The sequence below is a fragment of the Streptomyces sp. NPDC031497 genome, assembly GCF_055580905.1.
Map to the genome: position 1 here is coordinate 403,858 of NZ_JBVIKO010000006.1, position 14,102 is coordinate 417,959.

At 72.5% G+C, this 14,102-nt stretch carries 11 protein-coding genes; 9 read left to right on the forward strand and 2 right to left on the reverse strand.

Annotated elements, in window-relative coordinates; translation table 11 throughout:
- Window positions 1-4 precede the first annotated feature (4 nt).
- From ACZ5K7_RS15650 to ACZ5K7_RS15665, 4 genes are read left to right on the forward strand one after another with little or no spacing between them, the layout of a single operon-like run.
- Entirely contained in the window at window positions 5-955 is a 951-nt protein-coding gene (locus tag ACZ5K7_RS15650; RefSeq protein WP_351708726.1) for a carbohydrate ABC transporter permease, read from the forward strand.
- 20 nt (window positions 956-975) lie between these two features.
- Complete coding sequence (locus ACZ5K7_RS15655) at window positions 976-1,818, forward strand: carbohydrate ABC transporter permease (RefSeq protein WP_384479312.1); 843 nt, start codon at window positions 976-978, stop codon at window positions 1,816-1,818.
- Between the two features lie 26 nt (window positions 1,819-1,844).
- Window positions 1,845-4,571: a glycoside hydrolase family 38 N-terminal domain-containing protein gene (locus ACZ5K7_RS15660; protein WP_468913771.1), complete on the forward strand. Its 2,727-nt coding sequence runs from the start codon at window positions 1,845-1,847 to the stop codon at window positions 4,569-4,571.
- A gap of 38 nt (window positions 4,572-4,609) precedes the next feature.
- Window positions 4,610-7,603 (forward strand): glycoside hydrolase family 2 TIM barrel-domain containing protein, encoded by a 2,994-nt coding sequence (locus ACZ5K7_RS15665; RefSeq protein ID WP_468913774.1) that lies wholly within the window; start codon window positions 4,610-4,612, stop codon window positions 7,601-7,603.
- A gap of 41 nt (window positions 7,604-7,644) precedes the next feature.
- Here the strand turns inward: ACZ5K7_RS15665 and ACZ5K7_RS15670 are convergent, their stop codons facing one another.
- Together ACZ5K7_RS15670 and ACZ5K7_RS15675 are read right to left on the reverse strand one after the other, a co-directional pair.
- A complete protein-coding gene (locus tag ACZ5K7_RS15670) occupies window positions 7,645-8,820 on the reverse strand; it encodes a serpin family protein (RefSeq protein WP_468913776.1) in 1,176 nt (391 codons plus the stop codon).
- Window positions 8,817-10,022 carry a serpin family protein gene (locus tag ACZ5K7_RS15675; protein WP_468913779.1) on the reverse strand — a complete coding sequence of 402 codons (1,206 nt, stop codon included), beginning with the start codon at window positions 10,020-10,022 and terminating at the stop codon, window positions 8,817-8,819. Before ACZ5K7_RS15675 ends, ACZ5K7_RS15670 begins: the two co-directional genes overlap by 4 nt.
- 99 nt (window positions 10,023-10,121) lie before the next feature.
- Between ACZ5K7_RS15675 and ACZ5K7_RS15680 the strand changes: the two genes are divergently transcribed.
- The 5 genes from ACZ5K7_RS15680 (at window position 10,122) to ACZ5K7_RS15700 (ending at window position 13,855) form a co-directional block, all read left to right on the forward strand.
- A complete protein-coding gene (locus ACZ5K7_RS15680; protein WP_468913781.1) occupies window positions 10,122-11,339 on the forward strand; it encodes a DUF4190 domain-containing protein in 1,218 nt (405 codons plus the stop codon).
- 147 nt (window positions 11,340-11,486) lie between these two features.
- Window positions 11,487-12,239, forward strand: a complete 753-nt coding sequence (locus tag ACZ5K7_RS15685) for a GntR family transcriptional regulator (protein WP_351708743.1) — start codon at window positions 11,487-11,489, stop codon at window positions 12,237-12,239.
- Window positions 12,240-12,541: 302 nt separating this feature from the next.
- Window positions 12,542-12,745 (forward strand): SPOR domain-containing protein, encoded by a 204-nt coding sequence (locus ACZ5K7_RS15690; protein ID WP_351708746.1) that lies wholly within the window; start codon window positions 12,542-12,544, stop codon window positions 12,743-12,745.
- A gap of 30 nt (window positions 12,746-12,775) precedes the next feature.
- A complete protein-coding gene (locus ACZ5K7_RS15695; RefSeq protein WP_351708749.1) occupies window positions 12,776-13,183 on the forward strand; it encodes a (deoxy)nucleoside triphosphate pyrophosphohydrolase in 408 nt (135 codons plus the stop codon).
- 255 nt (window positions 13,184-13,438) lie between these two features.
- The gene (locus ACZ5K7_RS15700) at window positions 13,439-13,855 is read left to right on the forward strand and encodes an ATP-binding protein (protein WP_351708752.1); all 417 of its coding nucleotides are present in this window, start codon (window positions 13,439-13,441) and stop codon (window positions 13,853-13,855) included.
- Window positions 13,856-14,102: the final 247 nt, after the last annotated feature.

Genomic DNA, 14,102 nt, shown 5'->3' on the forward strand with positions numbered 1-14,102 from the left:
CGGTATGACCGATCTCGTGAACCGCGCGTCCGGCGCGGTGACCATGCCCGGGGGCCGTCGCCGCCGCCTCAACGGCGGCGGCCCCCGGGCGGGCACCATCGCCGCCTTCGTCACCCCGTTCTTCCTGCCGTTCCTGCTCTTCTACCTGGTGCCGGTCGGCTACGCGCTCTGGCAGAGCGTCCGCGTCGTGCGCCGCAGCGGAGGGCAGTACGGGACGTCGTACACGACCTTCGGCGGCTTCGAGCAGTACGTGAAGGTGTTCCAGAACACCGAGTTCTGGTCCAGCATCGGCCGCATCGGGCTGTTCGGCATCGTGCAGGTGCCCGTCATGCTCTTCGTCGCCCTGACCATCGCGCTGCTCCTCGACACGCCGCTGCTGAAGGCCAAGGGGTTCTTCCGCATCACCGCGTTCATGCCGTACGCGGTGCCCGGTGTCATCGCCGCGATCATGTGGTCGTACCTCTACTCGCCCCAGCTCAGCCCCGTCGTCGACGCGTTGAACGGCATCGGGCTGCACCCCGACTTCCTCGGCCCCGGTGCCGTCCTGTGGTCGACCGCGAACGTCTCCACCTGGCTGTGGACCGGCTACAACATGCTGATCATGTTCTCGGCGCTCCAGTCGATCCCGCAGGAGCTGTACGAGGCCGCGAAGATCGACGGTGCGAACAACTGGACCATCGCCTGGCGGGTCAAGGTGCCGATCATCGCCCCGTCGATCGTCCTGACCACGGTGTTCTCGATCATCGGCACACTCCAGCTGTACGCCGAGCCGGCCGTGCTGCGGCAGATCTCCTCGAACATCTCCAGCACGTTCACCCCGAACATGCTCGCCTACACGGTGGCCTCCGGGAACAACTACCAGCAGGCCGCGGCCATCTCCGTCGTCATCGCCGTCATCACCTTCGTCTTGAGCTTCGGGTTCATGCGACTGACCTCGAAGAAGGCGGGACTGTGAGCAACAGCGACAACACCTCCATGATCCGCGAGAGCCGCGTCAGCCGTACGGCCGCCATGGCCCTGATGCTGCTGCTGACCATCTACTTCCTGCTGCCGGTCTACTTCCTGATCGTCGCGTCGACCAAGCCGCAGGGCGACCTCGCCTCCACCAACGGGCTGGCGTTCTCGCACTTCAACCTCTTCGACAACCTGCATGTCCTGTTCACCCGCAGCGACGGCATCTTCGGCCGCTGGATCCTCAACACCGTGATCTACGCGGTGCTGGGCGCGGCCGTCGGCACCCTGATCTCGGCGCTGTGCGGCTACGCCCTCGCCAAGTTCCGGTTCCGCGGCCGGGAGTTCCTGTTCTCCGTCATCCTCGGCGGCGTCCTGGTCCCCACCACCGCGCTCGCCCTGCCGCTGTTCCTGCTGTTCTCGGCGACCGGCCTGGTCAACACCTACCTCGCGGTCTTCCTGCCCAGCATCGTCAGCCCGTTCGGCGTGTATCTCGCGCGTATCTTCGCGAACGCGTCCGTGCCGCAGGAGCTGATCGAGTCGGCGCGGCTGGACGGCGCGGGCGAGTTCCGCACCTTCTTCTCGGTGGGGTTCCGGCTGATGACACCGGCCCTGGTGACCATCTTCCTGTTCCAGTTCGTGGCCATCTGGAACAACTTCTTCCTGCCGATGGTGATGCTCCAGAAGGAGTCCCTCTTCCCGATCACGCTCGGCCTGTACGAGTGGAACGGCCAGACCGCGCGGGCTCCCCTGCTGCAGCAGTCCATCATCACCGGCTCGCTGGTGTCGATCGTGCCCGTGATCATCGTGTTCATCCTGCTCCAGCGCTTCTGGCGGACCGGCCTCGCCGCCGGCTCGCTCAAGTGACCCCCACACAGAAGGTGTTCCGCGTCATGCCCGACTCCGCCGTCTTCGTGCCCCACTTCCACTGGGACCGGGAGTGGTACGAGCCGTTCCAGGTGTTCCGGCACCGCCTCGTCACCGCCCTCGACACCGTGCTGGCGACCGCCGACGCCGACCCGGACTTCCGGTTCACCGTCGACGGGCAGATGGCCGCGGTCGAGGACTACCTGGAGATGCGCCCGGAGAACCGCGACCGGGTCGCCGCCCTGGTCCGCGAGGGCCGGCTGGCCGTCGGACCCTGGCTGATCCTGCTCGACGAGTTCCTCTGCTCCGGCGAGACCATCGTCCGCAACCTCCAGATGGGATGGGCGGCCGCGGAGCGCCTCGGCGGGGCCATGCCCGTCGGCTACCTCCCGGACATGTTCGGCCACATCGCGCAGATGCCGCAGATCCTGGCCCGCGCCGGCATCGAGCACGCCGCCCTGTGGCGCGGGGTGCCCGGCTCGGTCGACGGCCACGCCTTCCGCTGGCGCGCCCCGGACGGCTCCGAGGTCCGCACCGAGTTCCTCTTCGACGGGTACGACAACGGACTCGACGTCCTGCTGGTACCGGACCGGATCCGGCAGGCGCTCGCCGAGTACGCCGAGCTGACCGCCGGACGCTGGGGCGGCGACCCGCTCCTCGCCATGGCCGGCACCGACCACAACGCGCCCGACCCGAAGCTGGGGGACTGGCTGCGGCGGGCCTCCGGCGAGCAGCGGCCGATCACCGTCGGCACGCTCGACGAGTACCTCCGCAAGCACGTGCGGGACGAGGCGACCGCCGTCGTCACCGGTGAACTGCGCAGCCACGTCCGGGGCAACATCCTGCCGGGCGTGCTGTCCGTGCGGCTCGGGCTCAAGCAGCGGATGGCCCTTGCCGAGCGGACCGTCGACCACGCCGAGCGGATGAACGCCCTGTGGTCCCGGCGCGACGAGTCGCACTTCCTCGCCCTCGCCTGGCACAAGATCATCGAGTCGACCGCCCATGACTCGGTGGTCGGCTCCGGCACCGACGAGACCTGCGACCAGGTCGCCGCCCGCCTCGCCGAGGCCGCGCAGACCGCCCGTGCGGTCCGGGACGCGGCCCTCGCCGAGCCCGCCGCCCTGGTCCCGAGCGACGGCCACCTGGTCGCCAACCCGCTGCCCGTACCCCGTACCGCGCTGGTCGAGGTGGACGTCGTCGCCGCACCGGAGGGGCGCACGCTGGTCGCGACCACCGCCGACGGCTCGGCGCACCCCGTCCAGCTGGTCTCCGAGGCCCCGACCGTCCTCAGTGACGAGCGGCTCGACGCCTCGCGGCTCGAACGCGTGCTGCGCCGGATCCACCGCCGCGAGCTGTTCGGCCTGCTGATCGACCGCTACGAACTCACCCCGAACTCCCTGGTCTTCCACCTCGCCGAGGCACCGGCCGGCCCCTTCGACCTGATGACCCTGCGTGGCGAGGTCGCCGCCGCCGCGGCCGCGCACCCGGGGGAGTGGCGGGTCCGGACCCTGGCCCAGGCCCGGGCCACCGCGCTGGTGGCCGTGCCCGTCCCCGCCGCCGGACTGGCCGCCTTCCGGGTCGAGCCGGCCGACCGGCCCGCCGCCCCGGCGCTGCGCCCGGTGACGGCGACGCCCGACCGGCTCGCGAACGGACTGGTCGAGGTCACGGTGGCCGCCGACGGCACCCTGGAGGTGACCGGGCCCGACGGCACCGTCCTGTCCGGAGTCGGCCGTCTCGTCGACGGAGGCGACCGGGGCGACAGCTACAACTACGCCCCTCCGGCGCACGACGTCCTCGTGTCCGAGCCGGCCCGGGTCGGCGTCGAACTCCTCGACCAGGGCCCGCTGCGGGCCAGGCTGCGCGTCACCCGCGTCTACGACTGGCCGGCCGCGCTCGGCGCGGACGACCGGGACCGGCGGGACGGCCGTACCGTCCCCACCCCCGTGGACATGGTGGTGGAGGTCCGCGCGGGCGAGCCGTTCGTCCGGATCTCCACCGCGTTCCTCAACCGGTCCGCCGACCACCGGCTGCGGTTCCACGTGCCGCTGCCCGTGCCGGTCAGCGCCTCCGCGTCGGCCGGGCAGTTCGCCGTCACCGAGCGCGGACTGACCGCCGAGGGCGGCTGGGGCGAGTACCCCCTGCCGACCTTCCCCGCGAGCTCCTTCGTGTCGGCGGGCCCGGCCACCGTCCTGCTCGACCACTCCGCCGAGTACGAACTCGTCGACGGCGGCTCCGCGCTCGCCCTCACCCTGCTCCGCGCCGTCGGCTCGATCAGCGTCAACCTCCACCCCCTGCGCGACGAACCCGCGGCGAGCGAGATCCCCGTCCCGGGCGCGCAGGACCTGGGCATGCGCATCGAGAACCGGTTCGCCGTGCTGCCCTGGGCGAGCGGCTGGCGGGGCGCGAACGCGGTCGCGCTCGCAGAGGAGTTCCGGGCCGACGTCCTGGTCGCCCGCGGGACCGCGCCCGGCGGCGGCCCGCTGCCTCCGGACGCGACCGGTGTGCAGGTCGACGGCCGGGACGTCCAGGTGTCCAGCATCCGCCGGGTCACCGACGCCGGGCACGGGCCCGGCACCGAGGTCCGGCTGGCCGCGCTGCGGGACACCGCGTCGACCGTCCGGGTGACCGGCGCCTTCACCGAGGCCACGACCGTCGACCTGCTCGGCCGGCCGATCGCCGCGGAGCCGGTGGCGGGGGACGGGCTCGAACTCGTCCTCGGCCCCTGGGAGATCCGCACCGTCGTCCTCCGCTAGTGGACAACACCCCCCGACACCCAGAAAGTTGTGAACTCTTGCCCTCCGAGCACTCCGCGTACGTATCGGACACCGCCCCGTGGCGTGGCGCCCTGCGCCCGGCCCGCTCGTGGCTGCACTCCGACGCCCCCGCCCTCTCGCTGAACGGGAACTGGCGCTTCCGGCTGTCGCCGACGGCGGCCGTGGCCGAGCGGTTCGCGGAGGAGGACTTCGACGACCAGGGATGGGACGGCATCCCGGTGCCCGCGCACTGGGTGCTGGAGGGCGACGGCGCCTACGGCCGGCCGATCTACACGAACATCCAGTTCCCGTTCCCGATCGACCCGCCGCACGTCCCCGACGAGAACCCCACCGGCGACTACCGCCGCCACTTCGGCGTCCCCGACGGCTGGTCGGACGCCGAGCGGGTGCTGCTGCGCTTCGACGGGGTGGAGTCGCTGTTCAAGGTGTGGGTGAACGGCGTCGAGATCGGCAGCGCGAGCGGCAGCCGGCTGGCCCACGAGTTCGACGTGACGTCCGCGGTCCGCCCCGGAGACAACGTCGTCGCCGTCCGGGTGCACCAGTGGTCGGCGGCCAGCTACCTGGAGGACCAGGACCAGTGGTGGCTGCCGGGCATCTTCCGGGACGTCACCCTGCTCGCCCGCCCGGCCGGCGGCGTCGAGGACGTCTGGCTGCGCACCGGCTACGCCGACGGACACGGCCGGATCGACCCCGAGATCACCGCCGACACCTCGGCCTTCCCCGTCACCCTGCGCATCCCCGAACTGGGCGTCGAGCGGGTCTGGGAGACGGCGGCCGACGTGATACCCCTCGACATCCCGGGTGTGGAGCCGTGGTCGGCCGAGGAGCCCCGGCTGTACGACGTCACCGTGTCCTCGGCCGCCGAGACCATCGCCCTGCGGGTGGGCTTCCGCACCGTCGAGATACGCGGTGACCGCTTCCTGGTGAACGGCCGCCGGGTCGTCTTCCACGGCATGAACCGGCACGAGGCCCACCCCGAACGCGGCCGGGTCTTCGACGAGGCGCACGCCCGCGAGGACCTGGCCCGGATGAAGCGGTTCAACGTGAACGCCATCCGCACCAGCCACTACCCGCCGCACCCCCGGCTGCTCGACCTCGCCGACGAACTCGGTTTCTGGGTCGTCCTCGAATGCGACCTGGAGACCCACGGCTTCGACAACGTCGGCTGGACCGGCAACCCGACCGACGACCCGGCCTGGCGCGCGGCCTGCCTCGACCGCATCGAGCGCACCGTCGAACGGGACAAGAACCACCCCGGCGTCGTCATGTGGTCGCTCGGCAACGAGGCCGGCACCGGAGCCAACCTCGCCGCCATGTCGGCCTGGGTGCACGCCCGCGACCCGGAGCGTCCCGTGCACTACGAGGGCGACTACACGGGCGACTACACCGACGTCTACTCCCGGATGTACGCGACGGTGCCGGAGACCGAGCAGATCGGCACCGACGGCTCCCGGACGCCGCTGCTCGGCTGCACCCCCGCCCAGGGCGCCCGGCAGCGCACCAAGCCGTTCCTGCTGTGCGAGTACGCCCACGCGATGGGCAACGGACCCGGCGCCCTCGACCAGTACGAGGAGCTGGTCCACCGTCACCCCCGGCTGCACGGCGGCTTCGTCTGGGAGTGGCGCGACCACGGCATCCTGGCCAGGACCCCGGACGGGACGCCGTACTACGCCTACGGCGGCGACTTCGGCGAGGTCGTGCACGACGGCAACTTCGTCATGGACGGCATGGTGCTGAGCGACGACGTGCCGACGCCCGGCCTCCACGAGTTCAAGGCGGTCGTGCAGCCGATCCGGTTCGCCTTCGACGGCGACCAGCTCGCGATCACCAACCTGAGGCACTCCGCCGACACCTCCGACCTGCGCTTCCGCTGGCGCGTCGAGCACGACGGCACCCTCGTGGCGGCCGGGGACCTGAAGGTCCCGGCGGTGGCCGCGGGCGAGTCGGGGCGGGTGCCGCTGCCGGCGGTCCCGGTCGCCCCGGACGCCGAGACCTGGCTGACGGTCGAGGCGGTGCTGGCCGCGGAGACCCCGTGGGCGCCCGCCGGACACGAGGTGGCCACCGCCCAGCTGGACCGCTCGGTACGGCGGCCGGTACCCGCCGTCCGGCGCCGGAACGGCTGGCGGCCGGCCGCGGGCACCCTCACCCTCGGCATCGCCGAGTTCACCGGAGGCTCCCTCACCCGCCTCGCCGGACGGGCCGTGACCGGTCCGCGACTGGAGCTGTTCCGGGCGCCGACCGACAACGACGAGGGCATGTCCGACCGGCTGGAGGGCAGCGACGCCAGCGCCTTCGACGTGTCCAGCGCCGACCTGTGGCGCCGGGACGGACTCGACCGCCTCACCACACGGCGGGTCACCGTGGAAGAGGCCACGGACGCCCTGCGCACCGTCGACCGGGTCTCCGCCGCGCACTCCGCGCTGTCGGTGACGGTGGAGACCGTGTGGTCCGTCGAGGACGGCGAGCTGGAACTGCGCGTGGACATCGAGCCCTCGCGCGGCTGGACGACGGTGTGGCCGCGGATCGGGGTGCGCTTCGAACTGCCCGACGGGACGGCCCCGGTGGACGGCGCCGACTGGTTCGGCCTGGGCCCGCACGAGTCCTACCCGGACAGCCTCCGCGCGGCCCGCACCGGCCGCTTCTCCGCCGCCGTCGCGGACCTCGCGGCCGGCTACGCCCGCCCCCAGGAGACCGGCCACCGCTCCCGGCTCCGCCACCTCACCCTGACCAGCGCCGACACCGAGGTACTGCACCTCACGGCGCTCCCCGACACCCGGGGACGGCGCCCCGGCTTCACCCTGGCCCGTCACACCCCCCAGCAGCTCGCCCGGGCCGCCCACCCCTACGAACTCCCGGAGTCCATCACCAGCCACCTCATCATCGACGCGGCCCAGCACGGCCTCGGCTCCCGGGCCTGCGGTCCGGACGTGTGGCCCGAGTTCGCGCTGCGCCCCGAGGCCCGCACGATCAGGCTGCGGGTGACCGGGGGCCGGGTACCGCCCGCCGTCTGACGCCGTTCTGGACGGGGCTCCGGCAGCGGTACCGGCTTCGGCTAGCCGGCGCCGCTCGCCGGCTCCGTGACCCAGCCCGCCGCCAGGACCAGGCGGGTGTCGCGGTGTACGGCGAGGAAGCCGAACGGGCGGTCGAAGGTGGCCCGGACGACGGTCGACTCGTGCCGGTACTGCGGCGGGCCGCCGCCCGGCGCGGCCAGCACGGCCGTCACCGCCGCGGCCCGGAAGCCCAGCGGGCCGAACTCCGCGACCGCGGACTGCCCGGCCGCCCCGATGGCCAGCGGCGCGTCGCTGATGCCGGGGAAGTGCCCCTCGCGGGCGTCGGCGGCCGTGGAGAGCCCGAACAGACCGTGCAGTTGCAGCAGATCGTGGTCGGCGCGCACCTCGAAGCCGACGGTCGTCACATCCAGCAGCACGGGGTCCGGGGTGGCCGACGGCAGCCGCTCCACGGTCACCCCGGGACCCGCCGGCCCGTAGGGGAGCTGGCCGCCGGTGGTCACCGGCAGGGCGCGCTCCAGGACGCCGATGCCGGTGTGCAGCACCTGCCCGGGCGCCATCCCCTCCTCGCCGAGCAGCAGATGGACGTCGAGGGCGTTGCCGCCGAGGATTTTCAGCGTGGTGACGTGCCCGTCCGGTCCGGCGGTCACCCCGATCCGGTCCGTGCGGACACTGCTGCGCTGCAGACCGGCCAGCGTACGGCCCTGCCACGGCCCGGAGCCGGGCCGCAGCGAGGTCTCCCGGAACGGCTGCCGCCAGTCCGTGTGCAGGGCCAGCGCGGTCGCGAGCACCATCCGGGCGCCCTCGGTCAGCTTGACCGGCATCCGCTCGACCAGTCCCTCGGTGCGCTTGGCCGCCCACGCGTCCAGCGCCTCCTGGGAGGCCGCGGCGTCGGCGCCGAGCACCCCGTGCGCGTCGGCGGGCAGCCCGGCCGCCCACTGCTCGCGCAGCTCCAGCGCACGGTCGGTCCACAGTCCCAGGGCCGCCCCGACACCGTGCGTCGAGTCGAGCCCGCCGAGTAATTCCCGTGCACCTGCGGCCGCTTGGTCCGCTTGCAGTCCCACGGCCTGGGTCAGTTCGTCCCGGGCGCGGCCGGTGGCGCCGTCGGCGAGGAGGGCCAGCAGCGGCCAGACACCGGCGGCCGAGAAGACCGTGCCCTGTCTGGTCCGCTGCGCCCAGCGTGCGGTGAGCGCGTTGACGGCGCTGACGGTGTTGTTCATTCGTCGTCCTCCCAGGAGTACTCGGGGAAGGGCAGGGGATCCGTGATCCAGCCCGCCGCGAGGACGAGCCGGGAGTGCCGGTGCAGGGCGAGGAAGCCGAAGGGGCGGTCGAATCGGGCGTCGATCCGGGTGGTGACGTAACGCCGCTCGGGTGCGGGGCCGGCCCCGGCCATCCCGAACGCCGTCACCGCCGCGGCCTCGAAGCCCAGCGCGCCGAACCTCGCCATGACGGCCTGCTCGGCGGACCCGACACCGAGCGGGAAGGCGCTGATCCCGGGGAAGTGCCCCCGGCCGCCGTCCAGCGCCGTGGTGAGCCCGAACAGCCGGTGCAGTGCCGCCAGGTCGTGGTTCGCGGTCATGTCGTACGCCACGGTCGTCACGTCGAGAGAGGGCGGCTCGGGGGCGGTGCACCGCAGCCTCTCCACGGTCAGGCCCGGCCCGGTTGCCCCGAAGGGGAGCCGGCCGCCCCGGACCGGCCGGTGTGTGCCGGCCAGGATGCCGACGCCGGCACCCAGTACCTGTCCCGGCGTCATCCGCTCCTCGCCGAGCAGCAGATGGACGTCGAGGGCGTTGCCGCCCAGCACCTTCAGCTCGGTGACGAAGCCGTCCGGGGTGTCCGCCACGCCGATCCGGTCCAGCAGTGCGCTGGAGCGCCGCAGGCCGAGCCGCTCGGTGGCCGCCCAGGGCTCGTACGCCGTCTCCAGCGGCCCCTCCTCGAAGGGCGCCAGCCAGCGGGTGCGCATCGCCAGCGCGCTCGCCAGGACCAGCTCCGTGTCCTTGTCGAGGGCGACCGGCATCCGCTCGACGAGGCCGCCCGTGCGCCGCGCGGCCCAGGCGTCCAGCGCCTCGCGGTCCACGGGCTCGTCCCCGGTCAGCACCCCGTGCGCGTCGGCGGGCAGCCCGGCCGCCCAGCCCTCCCGCAGCTCAAGGGTCCGCTTCGTCCACACGCCCAGCGCGGTGTCCAGGCCTTCCGCGCCGGCCATCGCGCCGAGCAACTCCCTTGCGGCACCGGCCGCTTCCCCGGCCGGCAGGCCCAGCGCCGCCGCCAGTTCGGCCCGCGCCCGCCCGTGCGCCCCGTCCGCCAGAAACGCCAGCAGCGGCCACACCCCGGCCGCCGCGAACACCGTGCCGTCCTCCGCGGTGGTCGCCCAGCGGGTGGTCAGCGCGTTCACCGCGCGCACGACCGCTCTCCCCACCCTCATTCCGCCCCCGTTCACGGCGCGCTTACGATGCGCGCAGTCGTACGTCAGTTCAGCCGTCCGTTTCACGCGGCCAGACGCCCCCTCAGGAGCACGGTACCGGTGTCCATACCTCCGCCCCCCGGCCCCCAGCAGCCACAAGGGCCGTACCAGCCGCCCCAGACGGGCCTGCCGCAGTACCCGCAGTACCCGCAGGGACCGTACGGGCAGCAGCCGCCGTACCCCTCGCCGTACCAGCCCTGGGGCCAGGGCTACAGCCCCTACGCCCTCCCCGCGCCCGTCAACGGCCTTGCCATCGCCTCCCTCGTGCTCGGCGTGCTGTGCTGTCTGCCGGGCGTGGGACTGGTGCTGGGGCTGGTCGCGCTGAGCCAGATCCGCAAGCGCGGTGAGCGCGGCACGGCGATGGCGGTCATCGGCTCGGTGTTCTCCGGGATCGGGCTGGCCCTGTGGGTGCTGCTGCTCGCCACCGGCGGCGGGGCCAGCTTCTGGGAGGGCGTCAAGGAGGGCGTGAACGACCGCTCCAGCCTCTCGCTGTCCACCGGCGACTGCTTCGACACCCCCGACGGCACCCTCACCGGCGACCTGGTCACCGACGTCACGCACGTCACCTGCGACGACGCGCACGACGGCGAGGTCTTCGCCACCTACGACCTCAAGGGCACCGACTATCCGGGCGACGACGCGGTCGGCGGCTCCGCGGACCAACGCTGCTACGCCCTGGAGGACACCTACGCCTTCGACGTCTGGGCGGTCCCCGACGACGTCGCCGTGTACTACTTCACGCCCAGCGAGGACAGTTGGGCGGCCGGGGACCGCAGTGTCGTCTGCGCCTTCGGCAGTGCCACCGACGGTGACAAGCTCACCGACTCCTACCACCAGGGCGCCGACTCCTACGCTCCCGAACAGGTCGCCTACCTCAAGGCCGCGCACGTCCTGAACGCCGCCCTGGACACCGCGCCGGACTCCGACTACATCGAGGACGACCTGCCCGGGAACAAGGCGTGGGCGGGCCGGGTGGCCACGGCGCTCGGCAAGCAGTCGGCGATGCTGCGCTCGTACGAGTGGACCGCGGACACGAAGCAGCCGGTCCTCGCCCTGGCCGACGACCTCGTCAAGGCGCGCGCCGAGTGGGCGAAGGCCGCGAAGGCGCCGGACGCCGATACCTTCTACGCGCATTACGACAAGGGCGGCAAGCTGATCGACCCGCATCGCGCGGTGACCGTACGCGAAGCTCTGGGCCTCATCGCGGTCCCGCCCGCGTACGACGACGGAGACAGCGGCTCCGGCAGCGGAGGAAGTGGCTCCGGTATGCAGGTGTGACCGCGGCCATAGCGGGGAGAAAGTGCCTGCGTAAAGCCTTCTCGGGCCACATGTCATCACATCGAGTGATTCTCTGGCCTTTGCTTGCGTGGCGGAACCCAGGGTTGCCAGGCTGTTGCTGTCTGTACAACCTGATGGGAGCGGCCAGTGACTTTCGGTGAGCAGCCGGCGTATCTGCGTGTCGCGGGTGATCTCCGCAAGAAGATCGTCGACGGTTCGCTGCCCCCTCACACCCGGCTCCCCTCCCAGGCCCGCATCCGCGAGGAGTACGGCGTCTCCGACACCGTCGCCCTGGAGGCCCGCAAGGTGCTGATGGCCGAGGGGCTGGTCGAGGGCCGCTCCGGCTCCGGGACCTATGTGCGGGAGCGGCCCGTTCCCCGGCGGGTGGCCCGCTCCGGGTTCCGCCCGGTCGGCGGCGCCACCCCGTTCCGGCAGGAGCAGACCGAGGCGGCCGCGCGCGGCACCTGGGAGTCGAGCAGCGAGCAGGCCGAGGCCGGTGCCGTGATCGCCGACCGGCTCGGCATCCACGTCGGCGACCGTGTGATGCGCACCCGGTACCTCTTCCGGGACGCGGGCGAGCCGATGATGCTCTCCACCTCCTGGGAACCCCTCGCGGTCACCGGCCGCACGCCCGTGATGCTGCCCGAGGAGGGCCCCCTCGGCGGCATGGGCGTGGTCGAGCGGATGCGGGCCATCGACGTCATCGTGGACAACGTCACCGAGGAGGTCGGCGCCCGCCCCGGCCTGGCCGAGGAACTGCTCACCCTGGGCGGCGTCCCCGGCCATGTGGTCCTGGTGATCCAGCGGACTTACTACGCCTCGGGCCGCCCGGTGGAGACCGCCGACGTCGTCATCCCGGCCGACCGGTACCGCGCCGCGTACCACCTCCCCGTGAAGTAGCGCACACCCTTGCGATAGTTGACGTCTTCACGGTCTCTGTCAGGGCCTCGGCCCGGCCGCTGCGATCCGGCCGTTCTCGCAGGTGGTCCCGGCTCTCCCCGGTGTGCCTCCGACGCGAAAGTCCGGGTGTGCGAACGGCGCGTTCGTCATCGTGCGCCCCCACCGTTCTGGCTGGTTGCGTACCTCTTTGTGAAAAGTCGTATTCGCTGCGTAAAGGTTAGGCGTACGCTCGGGCATATGCGGAGTGCGGTTTCCTTAGCGGGGCGGGGACGGGCGGGAGCCGGGAGAAACGGAGGGGCGCGATGACGGAAGGCACGGTCTCTCTCCCCTGGCTCGTCATACGGCAGGACGACAACGGCAATCGCTACCGCGTCGGCCGGTACGCGACCCGGGCCGAGGCGCAGAAGATCGCCGACAGTCTCGACGACCGCGGACACAAGCAGCTCTACTGGGTCGAACGCATCGGCCTCGGCGGCGGCAGCGGGGACGGCGGCAGGCGCAACTGACCCTCCACCACCTCCCGTAGGCTCCGGACCATGAGCGAACGGATCGTGGTGGTCGGAGCTGCCCTGCTGGACGCGGGCCGCCTGCTCGCGGCCCGCCGCAGCGCACCCCCGGAGCTGGCCGGCCGCTGGGAACTGCCCGGCGGCAAGGTCGAGCCCGGCGAGACCCCCGAACAGGCCCTGGTACGCGAACTGCGCGAGGAACTGGGCGTGGAGGCGGAGCCGCTGACGCGGGTGCCGGGGGAGTGGCCGTTGCGGGAGCCGTACGTCCTCCAGGTGTGGACGGCCGCCCCGCGCCCGGGTTCCCCCGCCCCGAAGCCCCTCCAGGACCACGACGAGCTGAGGTGGCTGACCCCGGAGGAGCTCTGGGACGTGAACTGGCTGGACCAGGACGTGCCGGCGGTACGTGAGGTGGCCGCGATGGTGGGACACGGGTCGTAGCCCCGGTTCCACCAGGGGCGCGGGTCTGCATTGAATATGCGGCCACCGCCGCGTGGGCGCGACTGGCCGCGACGGCGCCGCCGCCGCCCGGCAACCGCACCCCCTACCCCCTGGGCGCCCGGCCCTCTTCCTGTGCGCCGTTCGGGCCACAGTGCGCCCTCCCGTGCGGTACTGCATCCCGGTAACCGGGTATGTGCCCATTAACCCCACGAAACCGGACATGGGTGGGCTCGCGGCCAGCGATGCGACTGGGAAGTGATCGGTGTGATCGACACCGAAGGTGACACCGCCGATTGGACCTTTCCCGCGGAACCGGGCGCCGTGCGCACCGCACGGACCGCGGTCCGTGACCAACTGACCGGCTGGGGTCTCGACGGCCTCGCCGACATCGCCGCCCTGCTGGTCAGTGAGCTGGTCACCAACTCGCTCCGGCACGCCACCGGTCCCATCGGCGTCCGCCTGGTCCGCCCGGCCGACCTCGGCGACACCCTCCGGGTGGAGGTCTCCGACCCGCTCCCGGACCCGCCGCGCGAGCGCGCCGCCAGCCCCGACGACGAGAGCGGCCGCGGTCTTCAGCTGGTCGCCGGCTCCTCGCGCAGTTGGGGCACCCGGCCCGGCGGCACCGGGAAGACGGTCTGGTTCGAGCTGGTGGTACCCGGCCGGACGGGGTGAACGGGGGTGTACACGCAGCGCTACGACGTCCACTCGCGGGAGTGGCCGGGGAATGGGTGCCGGAGTGCGTGATTCGACGGCGTGTTCCCTGGTTAGAAGACTGGAAGTGTTGTCACGGTCCGGTCCGGAAATCGTCGGGACCGTGCTGTGATCGTGAACACCGTGTCAGGCGGCGCCGTAGTGCTGGATACTGCGGGCAGCCGCCCCCGGTGACCGGTGCCGGGTGCGGTGAGCTGGAGGGGACGGT